This is a genomic window from Enterobacter sp. 6722112 (assembly GCF_058661685.1).
In genome coordinates, this window is sequence record NZ_JBZWGR010000007.1 from 1263779 (window position 1) to 1284314 (window position 20536).

The 20536-nt window shown below is 58.4% G+C and carries 18 protein-coding genes; 9 read left to right on the forward strand and 9 right to left on the reverse strand.

Annotated elements, in window-relative coordinates; translation table 11 throughout:
* Nucleotides 1–126: 126 nt before the first annotated feature.
* From AC4OVU_RS07515 to AC4OVU_RS07525, 3 genes are all read right to left on the reverse strand, one after another.
* Nucleotides 127–942: a Cof-type HAD-IIB family hydrolase gene (locus tag AC4OVU_RS07515; protein ID WP_032620018.1), complete on the reverse strand. Its 816-nt coding sequence runs from the start codon at nucleotides 940–942 to the stop codon at nucleotides 127–129.
* A gap of 165 nt (nucleotides 943–1107) precedes the next feature.
* Nucleotides 1108–3540 carry a formate C-acetyltransferase/glycerol dehydratase family glycyl radical enzyme gene (locus AC4OVU_RS07520; protein WP_023296176.1) on the reverse strand — a complete coding sequence of 811 codons (2433 nt, stop codon included), beginning with the start codon at nucleotides 3538–3540 and terminating at the stop codon, nucleotides 1108–1110.
* A 4-nt stretch (nucleotides 3541–3544) separates the two neighbouring features.
* Nucleotides 3545–4444, reverse strand: a complete 900-nt coding sequence (locus AC4OVU_RS07525) for a glycyl-radical enzyme activating protein (RefSeq protein WP_023296177.1) — start codon at nucleotides 4442–4444, stop codon at nucleotides 3545–3547.
* A 127-nt stretch (nucleotides 4445–4571) separates the two neighbouring features.
* On the opposite strand from AC4OVU_RS07525, the gene fsa reads away from it, so the two are divergent.
* Nucleotides 4572–5234, forward strand: a complete 663-nt coding sequence (fsa, locus tag AC4OVU_RS07530; protein WP_017384896.1) for a fructose-6-phosphate aldolase — start codon at nucleotides 4572–4574, stop codon at nucleotides 5232–5234.
* Nucleotides 5235–5320: 86 nt separating this feature from the next.
* On the opposite strand, the gene moeB is transcribed toward fsa, so the two are convergent.
* Complete coding sequence (moeB, locus tag AC4OVU_RS07535) at nucleotides 5321–6073, reverse strand: molybdopterin-synthase adenylyltransferase MoeB (RefSeq protein ID WP_017384895.1); 753 nt, start codon at nucleotides 6071–6073, stop codon at nucleotides 5321–5323.
* 1 nt (nucleotide 6074) lies between these two features.
* Nucleotides 6075–7307 carry a molybdopterin molybdotransferase MoeA gene (gene moeA, locus AC4OVU_RS07540; RefSeq protein ID WP_017384894.1) on the reverse strand — a complete coding sequence of 411 codons (1233 nt, stop codon included), beginning with the start codon at nucleotides 7305–7307 and terminating at the stop codon, nucleotides 6075–6077.
* Nucleotides 7308–7496: 189 nt separating this feature from the next.
* Here moeA and iaaA point away from each other — a divergent pair, with 189 nt between their 5' ends.
* Genes iaaA through gsiD form a run of 5 tightly spaced genes read left to right on the forward strand, consistent with a single transcriptional unit; the run spans nucleotide 7497 to nucleotide 13719 of the window.
* A complete protein-coding gene (gene iaaA / locus AC4OVU_RS07545) occupies nucleotides 7497–8435 on the forward strand; it encodes a beta-aspartyl-peptidase (protein ID WP_110292720.1) in 939 nt (312 codons plus the stop codon).
* Nucleotides 8436–8446: 11 nt separating this feature from the next.
* Nucleotides 8447–10318, forward strand: a complete 1872-nt coding sequence (gene gsiA / locus AC4OVU_RS07550) for a glutathione ABC transporter ATP-binding protein GsiA (RefSeq protein ID WP_032620016.1) — start codon at nucleotides 8447–8449, stop codon at nucleotides 10316–10318.
* Between the two features lie 23 nt (nucleotides 10319–10341).
* Complete coding sequence (gene gsiB / locus AC4OVU_RS07555; RefSeq protein ID WP_110292721.1) at nucleotides 10342–11880, forward strand: glutathione ABC transporter substrate-binding protein GsiB; 1539 nt, start codon at nucleotides 10342–10344, stop codon at nucleotides 11878–11880.
* A 5-nt stretch (nucleotides 11881–11885) separates the two neighbouring features.
* Complete coding sequence (gene gsiC / locus AC4OVU_RS07560) at nucleotides 11886–12806, forward strand: glutathione ABC transporter permease GsiC (protein WP_006809475.1); 921 nt, start codon at nucleotides 11886–11888, stop codon at nucleotides 12804–12806.
* 1 nt (nucleotide 12807) lies between these two features.
* Nucleotides 12808–13719: a glutathione ABC transporter permease GsiD gene (gene gsiD / locus AC4OVU_RS07565; RefSeq protein ID WP_110292722.1), complete on the forward strand. Its 912-nt coding sequence runs from the start codon at nucleotides 12808–12810 to the stop codon at nucleotides 13717–13719.
* A gap of 63 nt (nucleotides 13720–13782) precedes the next feature.
* Here gsiD and rimO read toward each other — a convergent pair whose 3' ends face one another.
* Nucleotides 13783–15108 (reverse strand): 30S ribosomal protein S12 methylthiotransferase RimO, encoded by a 1326-nt coding sequence (rimO, locus tag AC4OVU_RS07570; protein ID WP_017693743.1) that lies wholly within the window; start codon nucleotides 15106–15108, stop codon nucleotides 13783–13785.
* Between the two features lie 217 nt (nucleotides 15109–15325).
* On the opposite strand from rimO, the gene bssR reads away from it, so the two are divergent.
* Nucleotides 15326–15709 carry a biofilm formation regulator BssR gene (bssR, locus tag AC4OVU_RS07575; protein WP_032620009.1) on the forward strand — a complete coding sequence of 128 codons (384 nt, stop codon included), beginning with the start codon at nucleotides 15326–15328 and terminating at the stop codon, nucleotides 15707–15709.
* Between the two features lie 106 nt (nucleotides 15710–15815).
* Entirely contained in the window at nucleotides 15816–16934 is a 1119-nt protein-coding gene (locus tag AC4OVU_RS07580; RefSeq protein ID WP_491928651.1) for a PQQ-dependent sugar dehydrogenase, read from the forward strand.
* Here AC4OVU_RS07580 and AC4OVU_RS07585 read toward each other — a convergent pair whose 3' ends face one another.
* Nucleotides 16935–17561 carry a glutathione S-transferase family protein gene (locus tag AC4OVU_RS07585; RefSeq protein ID WP_023296183.1) on the reverse strand — a complete coding sequence of 209 codons (627 nt, stop codon included), beginning with the start codon at nucleotides 17559–17561 and terminating at the stop codon, nucleotides 16935–16937. It abuts the gene before it with no gap.
* 243 nt (nucleotides 17562–17804) lie between these two features.
* Here AC4OVU_RS07585 and dacC point away from each other — a divergent pair, with 243 nt between their 5' ends.
* Nucleotides 17805–19010 (forward strand): serine-type D-Ala-D-Ala carboxypeptidase, encoded by a 1206-nt coding sequence (dacC, locus tag AC4OVU_RS07590; RefSeq protein ID WP_110292724.1) that lies wholly within the window; start codon nucleotides 17805–17807, stop codon nucleotides 19008–19010.
* Nucleotides 19011–19094: 84 nt separating this feature from the next.
* On the opposite strand, the gene deoR is transcribed toward dacC, so the two are convergent.
* Nucleotides 19095–19853, reverse strand: a complete 759-nt coding sequence (deoR, locus tag AC4OVU_RS07595) for a DNA-binding transcriptional repressor DeoR (protein WP_017384886.1) — start codon at nucleotides 19851–19853, stop codon at nucleotides 19095–19097.
* 67 nt (nucleotides 19854–19920) lie between these two features.
* Nucleotides 19921–20529, reverse strand: a complete 609-nt coding sequence (gene ybjG / locus AC4OVU_RS07600) for an undecaprenyl-diphosphate phosphatase (protein WP_015571025.1) — start codon at nucleotides 20527–20529, stop codon at nucleotides 19921–19923.
* Nucleotides 20530–20536: the final 7 nt, after the last annotated feature.

A 20536-nucleotide genomic window follows, 5' to 3' on the forward strand; every position in this document is an offset into this window, starting at 1 on the left:
AAGTAAAAGTGTCTACAAGTGATACTTTAAGTTAAAAAAAAGTTAATGCAAGTTTAAAACCTTGACGGGTGCCACAGGATGGGAAAAGAGTGAGAGGCCGGAGCGAGGCTCCGGCAGGTAGGGGGATCAGGCGTCGAACGGGGAGTGCGCGTCGAGCACGGACTGAATCACATTCAGCGCGCCCTGATGGTTGTTATCGTCGGTAGTGTAACGGCTGACCTCTTTAATGCTGTCCGCCGCGTTGCCCATCGCAAAGGAGTATTTTACCAGCTTCAGCATTTCCGCATCGTTGCCGCTGTCGCCAATGCCGACGCACGCCTGAGGTGAGACTTTCCAGCGTTTAAGCAGGCGGCTGATGCCGTTGGCCTTGTGCAGGCCGGGGATAATCAAATCGACAAAACCGAAGCCGCTGGTGACCGGCTTCATGATGCCGTCCAGGGAGACATGCAGTTTATCAACCAGATTCGGGATATCGCTGTCCGGCAGGTTCAGGGAGAATTTAAACAGCACGTCGTCAATTTCGCGGTAATCGCTGATGGGTTTTAAGCGATGGTAGTGTTTCGACATCAGCTTCACGAACGCTTCTGGTGCTTTATCGCTGACGTACGCGCTCTCCAGCCCGCAGGCCACAAAGTTCAGCCCTTTGTCTTTCAGCAACTCGCCAATGACGATCTGCGACTCATGACGCGTCAGTTCGCCGTGGAAAATCTGTTCGCCGTGATCGAAGACCAGCGCGCCGTTTTCCGCGACGAAGGAGATCTGATCTTTCAGCTCCGGGAAGAAGGAGATGAGCTGGTAATACTGGTTGCCGCTGGCGACAACAAATTCAATGTCGCGGGCTTTAAGCTGCTCAAACTGTGCCTGGAAGCGGTCACGATCGTACTGCTTGGCATCATCAAGGAAAGTTCCGTCCATATCGGTGACGATAACTTTTACGGTCATACTGTGCTCCTGGGTCACTGCGTTTGAAACATTCTAATAACAAGGTGACGGGGAGCACAAATTTAATTTCGAATGAAAGTCAGAAAGCCGGGTGGCGGCTTCGCCTTACCCGGCCTACGGGGGGACAATGTAGGCCCGGTAAGCGAAGCGCCACCGGGCGTTTTTTTACAGCGTATGCTCAGTACGGGCGATAATATCGTCCTGCGCATCCGGCGACAGGGCGGTGAAGAACGCCGAGTAACCCGCGACGCGCACCACCAGGTCACGATACTGATCCGGGTGTTTCTTCGCTTCCAGCAGCGTTTCGCGGGAGACGATGTTGTACTGAATGTGCCAGCCTTTATGCACCTCGAAGAAGGTGCGCAGCAGCACCATCAGCTTCTGGCGATCGCTGTCGTTTTCCAGCGTCGACGGGTTCAGCTTCTGGTTTAGCAGCACGCCGCCGAGAATCGCTTCCGTCGGCAGTTTACCCACGGAGCCAATCACCGCCGTCGGGCCGAGGTGGTCGGTACCGGAGGCCGGGCTTGCCCCTTCCGCCAGCGGGGTGTGGGCTTTACGGCCGTCCGGCGTCGCCATGGTTGCTGCGCCAAACGGCACGTTTGCGGAGATAGACGACGTGCCCGCGTAGTAGTTACCCCCAATCGGGCCGCGGCCGTAGCGTGGGTTGTGATACTGCTTCAGCTCTTCAATGTAGGTCTGATAAGCACGGGTCAGCAGCAGGTCCACGCTGTCGTCGTCGTTGCCGTACTTCGGCGCGCCGTTGATCAGGCGCTGGCGCAGCTGCTCGTGGGTCAGCCCCTCGAAGTCATCCGCCAGCGCCGCCGCCAGCTGTTGCTGACCGATAACGCCCTGGTCAAACACCAGCTTCTTCACCGCTGCCAGGCTGTTGCCAAGGTTGGCGATCCCCACCTGTAGGCCGGAAACCCAGTCATACTTCGCGCCGCCCTGCTTAATGCTTTTCGCGCGTTCGATACAGTCGTCCACCAGCGCCGAGCAGAGAATATCGTGGACGTTCTCTTCCAGCATGGTGTCCACCACGTACTCGATCTCAATGGATTTGCGGGTGTAGTAGCGGATCTGGTTATCCCACGCCGCCATGACCTCATCGAAATTCCCGAAATTACCGGCAGAAAGCGCTTTTTCCTGCGGCAGGAACACCTGGCCGCTGGTGGCGTCGCGACCGCCTTCCAGCGCCGCCAGCATCACGCGGGCGAAGTTGATAAAGCTCATGCCGGTGCAGCGATAGCCCCACTTGCCGCCGACGGCGGTTTCGATGCAGCCAATCGCCGCATAGTCATACGCGTCCTCTCGTTCCACGCCGAGCTTGATAAATTCCGGGATCACGATTTCATCGTTGTTAAACGCCGGCATCCCGAAGCCGCAGCGGATCACCTGCACGCAGGCGTCGAGGAAGTCGTTGCTCATGCCCGCGTGGTAGCGCACGCTCAGGTTCGGCTGGGTGGAGCGCAGACGGCCGCAGGATTCGAGAATGGCGTAAGAGAGCGGGTTGACCGCGTCCATCGGTTCACCGTTGACCAGCTTCTGGCCGCCGATGGTGACGTTCTGATACAGCGGGCTGCCCGCAGAGGCTTTGGAGTGCGAGCCGGAGCGGATTTTGTTCACTTCCAGCAGCTTCAGCCAGCAGCTGTGCAGCAGCTCAATGGCGTGCTCGCGATCCAGACTCTGGTCCAGCTCCACGTCGCGGCGGTAGTACGGGTAAAGGTACTGGTCCATACGGGCAAAGGAGACGGAGTGACCGTTGGACTCAATTTGCAGGATCAGCTGAATGAAGTAGCACAGCTGTAGCGCCTGCCAGAAGGTTTTTGGCGGTTGGTGGGCGATGATGTCGCAGTTTTCCGCCATGGCCAGCAGCTCGTCGCGGCGGCTGTCGCGGGTTTCTGTTGCGGCCATTTCACGCGCCAGGTCGGCAAAGCGTTTGATGTGCAGGCTTACGGCTTCCAGCACGATATCAATGGCTTTCAGGAACTGGTCGCCGTGCAGATCGTCCAGCACCGTCAGGTTGATGCGCGACCGGCGCTCGGCCACTTTCGCGCGCAGGCCGTCAAGCCCTTTCTCCAGCACCAGCGGGAAATTCACCGCCAGGTGTGCGTCACCGGAGGTCATGTTGCCTTCCGCTTTGATGATGCCGGTTTCCAGCAGGCCTTTCTGCTCGTCGGTGAACATGCCGTAGCAGCGGTCCTGCACCGTCTGGCCGCGCCACCACGGGCAGATCTCATGCAGCACGCGCTTGTTCTCTTCGCTCACCGCAAAGCCTGCGCCCGGGCGGTCCGCCAGATCGTCAATCTCTTTCTCAATCCAGGAGACGGTATATTCCGGGAAGATCGGCGCGGCGCGCACTTCGCTGGCCTGGTTACCGATAATCAGCTCGTCATGCTTGATCCAGATGGTACGCTCGGCCAGGTGATGCGCCAGCGCCAGGGCGCGACGTACCGGGATCGGCTTGTCCATGTGCTGCTGATACATTTCGGTGTAATGCTGCGCGCGCTCGGTACAGACCGGCGGCTTAACGATATGCACCAGCGCCGTTTTGTGCGCCTTGATGCGCTCGCTGAGGGTGTTGAGATTCAGGGTGGTCATAAGTTTATCCTCGTAAGGTCGCGGTTAACCCTTTCTGGCAGGCATACTGCTGCGCGAAGTCCAGCAGGGCAGGGTTATCCAGCGGTTTGTCAGGGGCAGAGTAGGGTTGGCCGAGCAGGGTGTATTTGTTCATGCCCAGCGTGTGATACGGCAGAAAATGAATATCGTGAACGCCGAGTTCGTCGGCGGCGAAATTGGTAATGGCGGTAACCGACGCTTCATCGGCGTTAAAGCCCTGGATCAGCGGCACGCGAATGGTGATTTTTTTCCCGGCGGCGGCCAGGCGCTTCAGGTTGTCCAGGATCCGTTTGGCTGAGCCATCGGTCCACTGTTTAAATACGTCACTGTCCACATGTTTCAGGTCCGCCAGGAATAGATCGACATACGGCAGTGACGGCTCGATATAATGCCATGGTACGTGAAGGCAGGTTTCAACGGCGGTATGAATGCCTTGTTCATGGCTGGCTTTAAACAGGGCATGTGCCAGCGCCGGGTTCATGAACGGCTCGCCGCCGGAGAGGGTGATCCCGCCGCCGCTGCGGTCGTAGAAGGGCTTGTCGCGCAGCACGGCGGCCATAATCTCCTCCACCTGCTTCTCTTCACCGCAGACGGTAAGTGCCTGGGTCGGGCAGCAGTCGGTGAGGGCAGTGAGCGTCTCGTCGTTAAGCTTCTCACGATGAATGACCAGCCCGTTCAGCGCGCGTTCAACACACCCCGGCGCGGCCTGCTGACACAGGTCACAGCCGTCCAGGCACAGACGGGCATCAAACAGGACGTCCCGCGTGCGGGAGCGGCTTTCCGGGTTCTGACACCAGCGACAGCCCAGCGAGCAGCCTTTCAGGAATACCACGGTTCGAATACCGGGACCGTCGTGGGTGGAGTAACGCTGTATATTGAAGATCATTTTCTTGCCCTCGAATTACATATGAAGATTAAATTACTTTCGAATGAAAGTTATCTTGATATGGGTCAATTCCTGAGCAGGTTTTGCTGTGATAGGGTAAGTGCAGGCTAATTTTGAGGGTGACATCATGGAACTTTATCTCGACACATCTGACGTTGCGGCAGTCAAAAAGCTGGCGCGTATCTTCCCGCTGGCGGGCGTGACCACTAACCCAAGCATTGTGGCGGCGGGTAAAACGCCTCTGGAAGAGCTGCTGCCCGCGCTGCACGACGCGCTGGGCGGCAAGGGCCGGCTGTTCGCTCAGGTGATGGCGAAGACCGCCGAGGGAATGGTGGAAGACGCACGTAAGCTGCGCGCGATAATCAATGACCTGGTGGTGAAAGTGCCCGTGACCGCTGAAGGGCTGGCGGCGATCAAAATGCTGAAAGCAGAAGGGATCCCGACGCTGGGTACGGCGGTGTACGGCGCAGCACAGGGGATGCTCTCCGCACTGGCGGGGGCTGAGTATGTGGCTCCTTATGTGAACCGCGTGGACGCGCAGGGCGGGGATGGGATCCAGACGGTGGTCGAACTGCAACAGTTGCTGACCCTGCATGCCCCGCAGTCAAAAGTGCTGGCGGCGAGCTTTAAAACCCCGCGCCAGGCGCTGGACTGCCTGCTGGCAGGGTGCGAATCCATCACGCTGCCGCTGGACGTGGCGCAGCAGTTTATTACCTCTCCGGCCGTGGATGCGGCAATTGTGAAGTTTGAGCAGGACTGGCAGGGGGCGTTTGGACGGACGTCTATTTGACGCTGTTGCCGGGTGGCGCTGACGCTTACCCGGCCTACGCTCGGGCCGTTGTAGGTCGGGTAAGGCAAAGCCGCCACCCGACTTTTTTACTGGCTACACACCTCACACCCGGGGTTACGCATCAGCTTCATCTCGCGGAACTGGCAGGTCATCGCGTCATACATCACGATTTTACCCGCTGCGGGCGTGCCGTAGTGCGCCAGCACTTTGATCGCCTCCATCGCCTGCAAGGAACCGATAACGCCAACCAGTGGCGCCATCACGCCCGCCTCGACGCAGGTCAGCGCATTCTCGCCAAACAGACGGCTCAGGCAGCGGTAGCAGGGCTCTCCTTCAGCGTAGGTGAAGACGGTGATTTGCCCCTCCATGCGAATGGCCGCGCCGGAAATCAGCGGCGTTTTACGGGCAAAGCAGCCCGCATTGAGCTGGTTGCGAATGGCGACGTTATCGGTGCAGTCCAGCACCAGGTCATGCCGTGCAATCTGCGCAAACAGCGCGTCGTCATCCAGCATCGCGTCAATCAGGGTGAACTGAACGTTGGGGTTAATGCGCGCCAGCGCCGTGCGTGCTGATTCCACTTTAGGCTGACCGACCGTCGCGTCGCTGTGCAGCGTCTGGCGTTGCAGGTTGGACACCGACACGGTGTCGAAATCCAGCAGCGTCATGCTGCCGACACCCGCCGCAGCCAGGTATTGCGCCGCTGCGCAGCCCAGCCCGCCCAGGCCCACAACCAGCACGCTGGCCGCCTTGAGCGCTTCCTGGCCCTCGAAATCAAACCCGCGTAGCACGATCTGGCGGTTATAGCGCATCATCTCCGGGTCGCTCAGTTCCACCGTCATGTCAGCCTCCGAACAGGTGGTTAAAGCGTTCCACTTCAACCCATTCGCCCGCCGCAACGTGGCCGCGATCGCGCTCCAGCACGATAAAGCAGTTCCCCTGACTGAAGGAGCTAAAGATGTGCGAACCCTGATGCCCGGTAGTGCTCACCTCCAGCTCGCCGTCGGCGTTGCGCGCCAGAATGCCGCGCTGGAAATCGAGACGGCCCGGTGATTTTTTGAGGCGCGTTGCCGCCCGCACGCGCACACGCTCCGGCAGCGGGCTGGCATTGTTGCCTGAAAGCTTCGCCAGCAGCGGGATCACCAGCTGGTAGAAGGTAAGCGCGGCGGAGACCGGGTTACCCGGCAGGCCACAGAACCAGCTGTGCGGAAGTTTGCCAAACGCGAACGGTTTGCCCGGTTTAATCGCCAGCTTCCAGAAGGCGATTTCGCCCAGCTCTTCAAGCAGGGTTTTGGTGTAATCCGCTTCGCCAACCGATACGCCGCCGGAGCTGATCACCACGTCGGCAGAGGCGTCAGCGTCGATAAACGCCGCGCGCAGTTTTTGCGGATCGTCAGGAATGATACCGAGGTTAATCACCTCACAGCCCAGCTGCTCAAGCATCAGGTGCACCGCCAGACGGTTGGTGTCGTAAATCTGCCCCTCGTTCAGTGGCTGACCCGGAAGCTGTAGCTCGTCTCCCGTGGAGAACACCGCCACGCGCACTTTGCGGACCACGTCAATCTCCGCGATGCCAAGCGATGCCAGCACCGGCAGTTCGGCGACCGTCAGCTTTTGCCCGGCGGCAAAGACCGTTGCGCCCAGGGTAATGTCTTCCCCGATGTGGCGGATATTTTGTCCCGCTTTGACGCTGGCGGTAAAGCGCACGCCGTCGTCCGTTTGTTCGGTCTCTTCCTGCATCACCACGGCTTCACAGCCCTTTGGCACCGGTGCCCCGGTCATAATGCGCACGCAGGTGCCCGCTGGCCACTCACCGTTGAACGGCTGCCCGGCAAACGCTTTACCTGCCACCGGCAGCGGCTGACCCGTTTGCAGATCCGCCAGACGTACGGCATAGCCGTCCATCGCCGCGTTATCGAACCCCGGCACGTTCAGCGGCGAGACGATATCGCGCGCGGCAATACGGCCAAAACAGCGCACAAGCGGCAGTGTCTCAACGTCGTGCTGTGGAGTAATACGATCAAGCATCTGCGAGAGTGCCGTCTCAAGCGGCATCAGTCCGGCGGTAAAATCCATGGTGGGCTCCTGCGGAGTAACAACGAAAGCGCTCATTATGGCAGAAAAGTGCGGCTAACTGTATGACCCGATGGGTGTACGCTTTACATCACAGTTGCGTCTTTCTATATTCAAAAATCATCTGAAGATTCGTCGACGATAATGATATTTATAGAAAAAGCAGCCAGCCAGGCTGATGGGTGATGCGAAATGAGTAAAGCGGTTATCGCAATTCATGGCGGTGCCGGGGCAATCACCCGTGCACAGCTCAGTCCCGAGCAGGAGAAGCGTTATATTGATGCGCTGAACGCCATTGTGGAAACAGGCCAGCGGATGCTGGAAGCGGGCGACAGCGCGCTGGACGTGGTGACCGAAGCAGTACGTCTGCTGGAGGAGTGCCCGCTGTTTAATGCCGGTATTGGCTCGGTCTTTACGCGCGATGAAACGCACGAGCTGGATGCCTGCGTGATGGACGGCGTCACCCTGAAGGCGGGCGCGGTAGCGGGTGTCAGCCGTCTGCGTAATCCGGTGCTGGCCGCGCGTCTGGTGATGGAACAAAGCCCGCATGTGCTGCTGGCCGGGGCGGGGGCGGAAAAATTTGCCGTCGAGCACGGGATGGACACGGTCTCGCCCGATCTTTTCTCCACCGAGGAGCGTTACCGGCAACTGCTGGACGCCCGTACAGCGGGGATGACGCAGCTGGACCATGCCGCGCCGCTCGATGAACGCAGCAAAATGGGCACGGTAGGCGCGGTGGCGCTGGATAAAGCCGGTAACCTCGCCGCCGCGACGTCGACAGGCGGTATGACCAACAAACTTCCCGGTCGCGTCGGCGACAGCCCGCTGCCGGGGGCCGGGTGTTACGCCAATAACGCCACCGCGGCGGTGTCATGCACCGGCACCGGCGAAGTGTTTATCCGCGCGCTGGCGGCCTACGACATTACCGCGCTAATGTATTACGGCGGATTAAGCCTGAGTGAGGCCTGCGAGCGGGTAGTGATGGAGAAACTGCCGGCGCTGGGCGGGATTGGCGGCTTAATTGCGGTGGATCGGGAGGGCAACGTGGCTCTGCCGTTCAACAGTGAAGGGATGTACCGGGCGTGGGGGTATGCTGGCGATGCGCCCAGCACAGGCATTTATCGTGAATAAGGGGGCATTGCGTGCCGCACCGTGAAGAGCTGGACAACTGCGAAGTGCTGGCTGTCCACCAACTGAATATTGCGTTTCAGGAAGAGCGGCAGTTCATCCCCGCAGTACAGAATTTATCGTTTTCGCTCAGGCGCGGCGAGACGCTGGCGATTGTTGGCGAATCAGGTTCCGGTAAATCCGTTACCGCGCTGGCGCTGATGCGTCTGCTTGAGCAGACGGGCGGGCAGGTCACCAGCGAGCGGATGCTGTTGCGCCGTCGCAACCGTCAGGTTATCGATCTCAACGAGCTCAGTGCGTCCCAGATGCAGGGGGTGCGCGGGGCAGATATTGCGATGATTTTTCAGGAGCCGATGACCTCCCTGAACCCGGTTTTTCCGGTGGGCGAGCAGATTGCCGAATCTATCCGCCTGCATCAGGGACTGAGCGGTGATGAGGCGCTCAACGAAGCAAAACGGATGCTGGAGCTGGTGCGTATCCCTGAGGCGCACGCGATTTTGTCCCGCTATCCGCATCAGCTTTCCGGCGGCATGCGCCAGCGGGTGATGATTGCGATGGCGCTGTCGTGCCGTCCGGCGGTGCTCATTGCGGACGAACCCACCACGGCGCTGGATGTCACCATTCAGGCCCAGATCCTGCAACTGATTAAGGTGTTGCAGCAGGAGATGGAGATGGGGGTGATTTTCATCACCCATGATATGGGGGTGGTGGCGGATATTGCCGATCGGGTGCTGGTTATGCATCAGGGCAATGCCGTGGAAACCGGCACGGTGGAGCAGGTCTTTCATGCGCCGGTGCATCCTTATACCAAAGCGCTGCTGGCGGCGGTCCCGCGTCTGGGGGCCATGAATGGCAGTGATTTTCCGCGCCGTTTTCCGCTGATCTCACAGACCGAACAGGGCCAGCAGGAAGACGAAACCGAACAGGATACGGTGGTTCCCGGCAGGCCAATTCTCGAAGTGCGTGACCTGGTGACCCGTTTCCCGCTGCGTAGCGGGATCCTCAATCGCGTGAAGCGCGAAGTGCATGCGGTTGAAAACGTCAGTTTTGATCTCTGGCCGGGCGAAACGCTGGCGCTGGTGGGGGAGTCCGGCTGCGGTAAATCCACCACCGGACGGGCGCTGCTCAGGCTGGTGGCGTCGCAGGAGGGGAGCATCACCTTCAACGGTGAGCGCATCGACACGCTCCCTAACAGTAAATTGCAGGCGGTGCGCCGGGATATTCAGTTTATATTCCAGGATCCTTATGCGTCGCTCGATCCGCGCCATACGGTGGGGTACTCGATTATGGAGCCGCTGCGGGTGCATAACCTGCTCGACGGTGAAGCCGCGCAGCGCCGCGTCGCATGGCTGCTGGAGCGCGTGGGCCTGAAGTCGGAGCATGCCTGGCGTTATCCGCACGAATTTTCTGGCGGTCAGCGTCAGCGTATCTGCATTGCGAGGGCATTGGCCCTCAATCCGAAAGTGGTGATTGCGGATGAGTCCGTGTCAGCGCTGGATGTCTCTATCCGCGCGCAAATTATCAATCTCCTGCTCGATTTACAGCGGGATTTGGGCATTGCGTTTCTGTTTATCTCCCACGATATGGCGGTGGTGGAGCGGATCAGCCATCGCGTGGCGGTGATGTACATGGGGCAAATTGTTGAAATCGGCCCCCGTCGGGCGGTGTTTGAAAACCCGCAGCACCCTTACACCCGCAAGCTGATGGCTGCCGTACCGGTTGCCGATCCTGAGCATCGTCACGCCCAGCGCGTGCTGTTGCAGGACGAAATGCCGAGCAATATTCGTAAACGGGGCGAAACCCTGGAGCGCGTGGCGCTGCGTGAGGTGGGACCCGGTCATTTTGTCGCACCACCGCGTCAGGGCAATGCATTCTCGCGGTTATAACTTACAACAGGCAGGAGAACACAATGGTTCCTTTTGTTGCTCGTAAATGGCTGCTGGCCGCGAGCGTGACGGCTGCGCTGGCCGCCGCCCCCGCGTTCGCGGCGAAAGATGTGGTGGTGGCTGTGGGGTCTAACTTCACGACCCTGGATCCGTATGATGCCAACGACACTCTTTCTCAGGCGGTGGCAAAATCCTTCTACCAGGGGCTGTTCGGCCTGGACCGCGAAATGAAGCTGAAAAACGTGCTGGCGGAAGGCTATACCGTGTCGGACGACGGGCTGGTCTATACCGTTAAGCTCCGTACCGGCGTGAAGTTCCAGGATGGCACCGACTTCAACGCCGAGGCGGTTAAGGTCAACCTGGATCGTGCCAGCAATCCGGAAAACGGTCTTAAACGCTACAACCTGTATAAAAATATCGCCCAAACCAAGGTGGTTGATCCGGCAACGGTGAAGATCACCCTCAAAGAGCCGTTCTCGGCGTTTATCAATATCCTGGCGCATCCCGCGACGGCGATGATTTCGCCCGCCGCCCTGAAAAAATACGGCAAAGAGATTGGATTCCACCCGGTGGGGACCGGACCGTACGAACTGCTCACCTGGAACCAGACCGATTTTGTGAAGGTGAAAAAATTCGCCGGATACTGGCAGCAGGGGCTGCCGAAGCTGGATACCATCACCTGGCGGCCGGTAGTGGACAATAATACCCGCGCCGCAATGCTGCAAACCGGCGAAGCGCAGTTTGCCTTCCCGATCCCGTACGAACAGGCGGCGCTGCTGGCGAAAAACAGCAAGCTGGAACTGGTGGCCAGCCCGTCGATCATGCAGCGCTACATCAGCATGAACGTTACGCAGAAACCGTTTGATAACCCGAAGGTGCGTGAAGCCATCAACTACGCCATTAACCGCCAGGCGCTGGTGAAGGTGGCCTTTGCCGGCTACGCCACCCCGGCGACGGGCGTGATGCCGCCAACCATTGAGTACGCGCAAAGCTATCAGCCGTGGCCTTACGATCCGGCGAAAGCGCGGGAACTGCTGAAAGAGGCGGGCTATACGAACGGCTTTAGCACTACGCTGTGGTCGTCGCATAACCACAGTACCGCGCAGAAGGTGCTGCAATTTACCCAGCAGCAGTTGGCGCAGGTGGGCATTAAAGCCAGGGTTACGGCGATGGATGCCGGACAGCGAGCGGCGGAAGTGGAAGGCAAAGGACAGAAAGAGAGCGGCGTGCGGATGTTCTACACCGGCTGGACGGCTTCAACCGGAGAAGCGGACTGGTCCCTGTCGCCGCTGTTTGCTTCCCAGAACTGGCCGCCAACGCTGTTCAATACCGCGTTCTACAGTAATCCGCAGGTGGATAAAGATCTGGCCGATGCCCTGAAAACCACCAAACCGGAAGAGAAAGCACGCCTGTACAAAGAGGCGCAGGACATTATCTGGAAAGAGTCGCCGTGGGTGCCGCTGGTGGTGGAAAAACTGGTCTCAGCCCACAACAAAGCGCTGACCGGTTTTTACATCATGCCGGATACGGGCTTTAGCTTTGATGACGCGGATTTGAAATAAAACTCATGCTGAATTATGTGTGTAAACGCCTGCTGGGGCTTATCCCGACGCTGCTGATTGTGGCCGTGCTGGTGTTTTTGTTTGTCCATATGCTGCCCGGCGATCCGGCGCGTTTGATTGCCGGACCGGAAGCGGATGCGACGGTTATTGAACTGGTGCGTAAACAGCTCGGTCTTGACCAGCCGCTGTACAGGCAATTTCTGCGTTACATTGGCAATGTCCTTCAGGGCGATTTCGGCATCTCAATGGTGTCGCGTCGTCCGGTGTCGGAGGAGATTGCCAGCCGCTTTATGCCTACCTTCTGGTTAACGATTGCCAGTATGAGCTGGGCGGTTGTCTTTGGCCTGGGCGCGGGGATTGTCGCCGCCGTCTGGCGCAACCGCTGGCCGGATAAGCTCGGTATGGCGCTGGCGGTCACCGGCATCTCTTTCCCGGCGTTTGCGCTGGGCATGCTGCTGATGCAGATTTTCTCCGTCGAGCTGGGCTGGTTGCCGACCGTCGGGGCCGACACCTGGAAGCACTACATTCTGCCCTCTATGACGCTAGGCGCGGCCGTTGCGGCGGTTATGGCCCGATTTACCCGCGCCTCGTTTGTCGACGTGCTGAGCGAAGATTACATTCGCACCGCGCGGGCAAAAGGAGTGAGTGAGAAATGGGTCATTCTGAAGCATGGTTTTCGTAATGCGATGATCCCGGTGGTCACGATGATGGGGCTACAGTTCGGCTTCCTGCTGGGGGGCTCTATCGTGGTTGAGAAGGTCTTTAACTGGCCGGGGCTGGGGCGCCTGCTGGTCGACTCGGTCGATATGCGTGACTATCCGGTTATTCAGGCTGAAGTCCTGCTTTTCTCGCTGGAGTTTATTCTTATCAACTTAGTGGTGGATGTGCTGTACGCCGCCATTAACCCGGCCATCAGGTATAAGTAAGATGCGATTACTGAACTGGCGTCGCCAGGCCATTTTAAACGCTATGCCGGGGATCAGGCCGGACCATATTCGCACCCCGTGGGTTGAGTTCTGGCGTCGATTCCGTCGTCAGCCCGTCGCTATGGTCGCCGGGTTGTTTGTGTTACTGCTGATCCTGGTGGCGATTATCGCCCCCTGGATAGCCCCGTTTGATGCGGAAAACTACTTCGACTACGACCGGCTGAACGATGGTCCGTCGATGATGCACTGGTTTGGCGTGGACTCGCTCGGGCGCGATATTTTTAGCCGCGTGCTGGTAGGGGCGCACATCTCACTGGCGGCCGGGGTCTTCGCGGTGCTGATGGGCGCAGCAATTGGCACCGTGCTGGGGCTGGTGGCCGGGTACTACGAAGGCTGGTGGGACCGCATCATCATGCGTATCTGCGACGTGCTGTTTGCCTTTCCCGGTATTCTGCTGGCGATTGCCGTGGTGGCGGTGATGGGCAGCGGCATGGCGAACGTCATTATCGCCGTGGCGGTATTCTCGATTCCCGCTTTCGCGCGTCTGGTACGTGGCAACACGCTGGTGCTGAAGCAGCAGACCTTTATCGAGTCGGCGCGCAGCATGGGAGCCAGCGATGCCACCATCCTGTTCAGCCATATTCTGCCGGGAACGGTCTCGTCTATCGTGGTCTATTTCACCATGCGCATAGGCGTGTCGATTATCTCGGCGGCCAGCCTGTCGTTTCTGGGGTTAGGGGCACAGCCGCCGACGCCGGAGTGGGGGGCGATGCTGAACGAGGCGCGGGCGGATATGGTGATTGCGCCACACGTGGCGATCTTCCCGAGCCTGGCGATTTTCCTGACCGTGCTGGCGTTTAACCTGCTGGGGGATGGGCTGCGCGACGCGCTGGATCCGAGGATTAAGGGGTAGTGCAGTGAAATGTGCCGGGTGGCGGCTACGCCTTACCCGGCCTACAAAAGGGAAGCAGGGTGTTTAAACCCGGCTACCCCACAGGTCATACTCATCCGCGTTTTCAACCTTCACGCGAATAATATCACCCGGCTTAACCTGTGTTTCGCCGTTCAGGTACACCGCGCCGTCGATTTCAGGCGCATCCGCCATGCTGCGGCCAATCGCGCCTTCTTCGTCCACTTCGTCGATAATCACCAGAATTTCGCGGCCCACTTTCTCCTGCAAGCGTTCAGCCGAGATCTGCTGTTGCAGCTGCATAAAGCGGTTCCAGCGCTCCTCTTTTACCTCTTCCGGCACCTGGTCCGCCAGCTCGTTGGCGGTTGCGCCTTCAACCGGGCTGTACTTGAAGCAGCCGACGCGATCCAGACGCGCCTCTTTCAGGAAGTCGAGCAGCATCTGGAAATCTTCTTCGGTTTCACCCGGGAAGCCGACAATAAAGGTGGAGCGCAGGGTCAGATCCGGGCAGATCTCACGCCACTGCTTGATGCGCGCCAGTTGGCGATCCACGGAGCCAGGACGTTTCATCAGCTTCAGAATACGCGGGCTGGCGTGCTGTAGCGGGATATCCAGATACGGCAGGATTTTGCCTTCCGCCATCAGCGGGATCACATCGTCAACGTGCGGGTAAGGATAGACGTAGTGCAGGCGCGTCCAGATCCCGAGCTTAGCCAGCTGCTCGCACAGGCCGACCATGCTGGTTTTCACCGGCTCGCCGTTGTGGAAACCGGAGCGGTGTTTGACGTCCACACCGTAGGCGGAGGTGTCCTGGGAGATGACCAGCAGCTCCTTCACGCCCGCGTCGGCCAGGCGTTTGGCTTCTGCCAGCACCTCGCCAATCGGACGGCTCACCAGATCGCCACGCATCGACGGGATGATGCAGAAGGTACAGCGGTGGTTGCAGCCTTCGGAAATTTTCAGGTAGGCGTAGTGGCGCGGCGTCAGCTTCACGCCCTGTTCCGGCACCAGGCTCAGGAACGGGTTGTGCTTTGGTTTGGGGACGTAGTGATGAACATGTTCCAGCACCTGCTCGTAGCTGTGCGGGCCTGTGATCTCAAGCACTTTCGGGTGCACTTCGCGGATCTGATCCACCTTCGCGCCCAGGCAGCCGGTGACAATCACTTTGCCGTTTTCCGTCAGGGCTTCACCAATGGCTTCCAGTGACTCCTGGACCGCGCTGTCGATGAACCCGCAGGTGTTGACGATCACCATGTCGGCGTTGTCGTAGCTTGGCACCACGTCATAGCCTTCAGTGCGAAGTTCAGTCAGGATGCGTTCGGAGTCCACCAGGTTCTTCGGGCAGCCGAGGGAGACAAAGCCGATTTTCGGCGGGTGCGTAACATTGCTCATAGGTTAAAAATTCATCAATTATGGAGTTATCAGGGCGGGATTTTACAGCGTATCGCGGGGGATTTATACACTCTTGATGGCGCAGTTGAGGCGGGCAATCGTTGTAACATTGTAAAGAATGTTAATCAGTTATCGTTTATTGATCTCAGGCATTACATTGTACAAAAAATGACCTTATCCTTAATAAGGTAACATGGCTGACAGGGGAGGAAGTAGCATGTCCGTTGACAGACTGAAACGCGATCTGCTTAACAAGCTGATCAACGCCCGAATCGACCTGGCCGCATATCTGCAACTCCGCAAGGCGAAAGGGTATATGTCAGTCAGCGAAAGCGAAAATCTGCGTGATAACTTCTTTGAACTTTGCAATTTCATGCGTGAAAAAGCACCCATCCTGAAAGCGCACTGCGCTGAAAGCGAATTAGTGGCGCTGCGCCGCGCCGCCGAGGTGCTCTCCATCGCCGGAGTCTGTTTGATGAACGGACGTCACGACTGCCCGAATTTTATTGCCGTTAACGCGGAGAAGCTTGAAAACTGCCTGACCACGCTCGCGCTTTGCATCATGTGTCTGAACAAGCCGGAAACGCTTGCCCGGCACTGAACCCGGGGGAGGCAACTCCCCCTTCTGATTAAGCTTTTGTAAAAGTGGTAACGCACCCGGGAACAGTGGCTAATCTTTAAGCCATATGTCGATAAAGGAGTGCGTTATGCCTCGATCCTCGTTGATTTTCCTTCCAGTCTTGTTATTCCCGCTTTCACTGCTTGCAGCGCCTGGGACGGTTAAAGTCGACGTGCTACAGACAAAACTGGATCACCCCTGGTCGCTGGCGTTTTTGCCAGATAACAAGGGGCTGCTCATCACGCTCAAAGACGGGCAGCTTAAGCACTGGCAGGCTGGAAAAGGGCTCTCCGATCCGATTGTCGGCGTGCCGAAAGTGTGGGCGAGCGGCCAGGGCGGACTGCTGGACGTCGCGCTGGCCCCGGATTTTGCACAGTCACGGCGGGTCTGGCTCAGCTTCGCCGAGGCAGGTAATGATGGCAAAGCGGGTACCGCCGTGGGCTACGGGCGGTTGAGCGATGACATTTCGCGCATTGAGGGCTTCCAGGTGGTGTTCCGACAGATGCCGAAGCTCTCTACCGGCAACCACTTTGGCGGACGGCTGGTGTTCGACGGCAAAGGCTATCTCTTTATTGGCCTGGGTGAAAACAACCAGCGCCCGACGGCGCAGGAGCTGGACAAGCTTCAGGGCAAGGTGGTGCGCCTGACGGAGGACGGAAAAGTGCCGCCGGATAATCCGTTTGTGAACACCGCCGGTGCGCGCCCTGAAATCTGGTCCTATGGCATTCGCAACCCGCAGGGGATGGCGATGAATCCGTGGAGCGACACGCTGTGGCTCAACGAACACGGACCACGCGGTGGGGATGAGATTAACATTCCTGAGAAGGGCAAAAACTACGGCTGGCCCCTGGCGACGCACGGGATTAATTACAGCGGCCTGAAAATCCCGGAAGCGAAAGGCGAGCACGTTGAGGGCACCGAAAAGCCGCTGTTTGTCTGGAAAGTATCGCCCGCCGTCAGCGGCATGGCGTTCTACAACAGCGACGTCTTCCCGCAGTGGAAAAACAAGCTGTTTATCGGCGCGCTGAAGGAGAAAGACGTCATCGTGCTGAGCGTGAAGGGCAATAGCGTGACGGAGGACGGACGCATTCTGGGCGATAAAGATCAGCGTATTCGCGATGTGCGCGTCGGGCCGGATGGCTATCTGTACGTGCTGGCTGACGAGACGGACGGGCAACTGCTGAAAGTCAGCCCGTCCAGGTCGTAATCAGGTCACCGGGATCATCACCACGTTGCGATACGCCGGGCGTTCGCTAAGCTGCTGGATCCAGCGCTCCAGGTGAGGGCGCGGGCTCCAGCTAAGACCCATGTTAGTGAGGTTCCAGACGAAGGGGGCGACGGCGATATCGCCCACGCCGAAGGTGTCGCCGGAGAACCAGGCGTGCTTCGCCAGTTCGTCGTCCATCATCGCGAACAGGGATTCGCAGGCGTCCTGGGCGGCATGAATGGCGGGATAATCACGTTCGGCTTCCGGCGTGCGGATCAGCCCCATCAGGATCACCCGGTGCGTGGGGGAAAGCGTCTGGTTTGCCCAGTCCATCCATTTTTCGCCCTGCGCGCGCCGGGCCGGATTTTCCACCCACAGGCGACCCTGGCCGTATTGCGCGGCGAGATAACGCACGATGGTGTTGGACTCCCACAGCGTGGCGTCTGTCTCGTCATCGCGCAGCAACGGCACCAGTCCGTTTGGGTTCATCGCCAGATAGTCGGCGTCTTTATTCACCCCGAACGCCATGCCAGCCATGATTTGGTTGAACGGTAAATCCAGTTCCTCCAGCGTCCAGAGCACTTTCTTCACGTTAGTCGAATTGTTCCTGCCCCACAGCGTAATCATATTTACTCCCGATGAGATGTGAATCCGAGTCAGCTTTTCGCCATGGTGAGATAAACCTAACAATTACGCAACAGATGCTAAAAAAAACGCCGCAATCAAAGCGTATCTGAATGTTATTGCATAAACTTTAAAAACTTTACCTGGAACAGGTTTCTTTGAACGCTGTAGTGCGCTATTACTCATCGCTTCTTGCGACACGGTGATTGTGACGTGATTTTTAGAATGGACACTCGGGTGGCATTTATGACGCAAAAAACTTCTTCTCTGCGCAGCCTGGCGGCAGGCTCGGCGCTGCTTTTCCTTTTTGCCCCAACGCTCCATGCGGCGGAACAGACGGCGCCCGAAGCGCCGCCTGTCGATGCGCGCGCCTGGATCCTGATGGATTACGCCAGCGGGAAAGTGCTGGCGGAAGGTAACGCCGACGAAAAACTCGACCCGGCGAGCCTGACGAAAATTATGACCAGCTATGTTGTCGGCCAGGCGTTGAAAGCGGGCAAGATCAAGCTGGATGACATGGTCACCGTCGGCAAAGATGCCTGGGCGACGGGTAACCCGGCGCTGCGCGGCTCGTCCGTCATGTTCCTGAAGCCCGGCGATCAGGTCTCCGTTTCCGATCTGAATAAAGGGGTCATTATTCAGTCGGGAAATGATGCCTGTATTGCGCTGGCCGATTACGTCGCAGGCAGTCAGGACTCATTCATTGGGTTGATGAATGGCTACGCGCAAAAACTGGGTCTGACCAACACCACCTTTAAAACCGTTCACGGCCTGGATGCGCCCGGTCAGTTCAGTACCGCGCGCGATATGGCGCTGCTGGGCAAAGCGCTGATCCATGACGTGCCGGATGAGTACGCCATCCATAAAGAGAAAGAGTTTACCTTCAACAATATCCGCCAGCCTAACCGTAACCGTCTGCTCTGGAGCAGTAACGTTAACGTGGACGGCATGAAAACGGGGACGACCGCCGGGGCCGGATACAACCTGGTGGCTTCTGCGACGCAGGGCGACATGCGCCTGATCTCGGTGGTGCTGGGGACGAAAACCGACCGCATTCGTTTTAATGAATCCGAAAAACTGCTGACCTGGGGTTTCCGCTTCTTTGAAACCGTCACGCCGATTAAGCCGGACGCCACCTTCGTCAGCCAGCGCGTCTGGTTTGGGGATAAAAGTGAAGTGAACCTGGGGGCAGGTGAAGCGGGGTCCGTCACCATTCCACGCGGTCAGCTGAAAAACCTGAAAGCCAGCTATACCCTGACCGAGCCACAGCTGACCGCGCCGTTGAAAAAAGGCCAGGTGGTCGGGACGATAGATTTCCAGCTTAACAGCAAATCCATTGAGCAGCGTCCGCTGGTGGTGATGGAAGCGGTGGAAGAGGGGGGCTTCTTCAGCCGGATGTGGGACTTTGTGTTAATGAAGTTCCACGGCTGGTTTGGCAGCTGGTTCAGCTAGGTTTTTGCCGGGTGGCGCTGCGCTTACCCGGCCTTCGTTCGAGCTGTTGTAGGCCGGGTAAGCGAAGCGCCACCCGGCATAACCTCAATACATCAACTTCACCTGCTGCGCCTTTGCATACGACACCAGCTCGTCATCCGGGCGGCAATCACTGACGATGGCGTCAAAGCGCGACAGTTCCCCCATCCTTGCCGGACGAACCTTGCCAAATTTACTGTGATCAACCACCAGCACATGCTGCTGTGCGGCGTTGAGCGCCCACTGTTTCACCGGTAACTCTTCAAGATTAAAACAGGTTGCCCCCTGTTTCACATTCACACCCGCCGCAGAGTAAAAGGCGATATCCGGACATACATTGCTCAGCGTGTCCTGAATATTCAGCGGCTTGAAGATGGCGTTGCTGGCATGAAACTCGCCGCCGCACAAAATCACCCGGCACGCCGGTTTCTCCTGCAAGGCCAGGAAGGTGTTTAGCGAATAACAGACGGCGGTAAAGGGAACGGTGCTGTCGATGGCCTCGATGATCCACGGGGTTGTCGTACCGCAGTCAAAAAACAGCGTTTGATGCGGCTGCACCAGCGAGGCGGCGAGCCGCGCGGCTTTGCGCTTCTCTTCCACCAGGCGTGTTTTTTGATCGCTTAACAGATAATGGCTGGCGCTACGCGGCTCCAGAACAATATACCCGCCAAGCAGCACAACGGGGGCGCTGTCGCTGTTCAGATCGCGACGAATGGTCATTTCAGACACGCCAAGCAGGGTAGCGGCTTCCTTAAGATGCAGCTTATCGCTGCGCTTCAGCGCCTGAAGCAGCTGAGCAATGCGGTCATCGCGACGTGTTTCCATAGATCCTCGGGCTAAAAAAGTGAGCCCCCGCAGGGCGGGGGCTCAAGTGTAACCTGACGGACCGGGGTTAGTCACGTATCCAGCCTTTGCGGATCGGAAGGGCAAACAGAACGCGATAGGCCTGTGATAATCCACGATAAAGCGCCGGACCAAAGAGGCTCCACAGGATGGCTGCGCTGACGCAGCCCATCAGCCCCACCAGGAAACCGCCGACCATATCCAGCGGCCAGTGCACGCCCAGGTAGACGCGGGACCAGGCGATGGCGACCGCCACCCCCATCAGCACCATGCCGGACCACAGGCGATGCCAGAACAGGAAGGCCAGCGCAAAGGTGAAGATCACCGTGCCGTGATCGCTCGGGAACGAGTCATCCGGCGCATGGTGCAGGAAGTTGTAGCCGACGCGATCGACAAACGGACGATCGTGCGGGAAGGCGTGGCCCAGCACGTAGCTTGCCAGCACGCTCACGCCGATCGCCATCGCCATTTTGATCACCAGATGGCGCTGGGCGGTGACCTGTGTACGAGGTCCCCATAACCAGAGGATCACCGCCAGCGCCGGTACAATGCTGATCACATCTTTCGCAATGAAGGTGGCGAGATCGATCATCCATTCCGGTGATGCTGGCGTGGCGTTGAGCAGGTAAAACAGTTCGTAGTTCAGATTTTCTAACATAATCTCG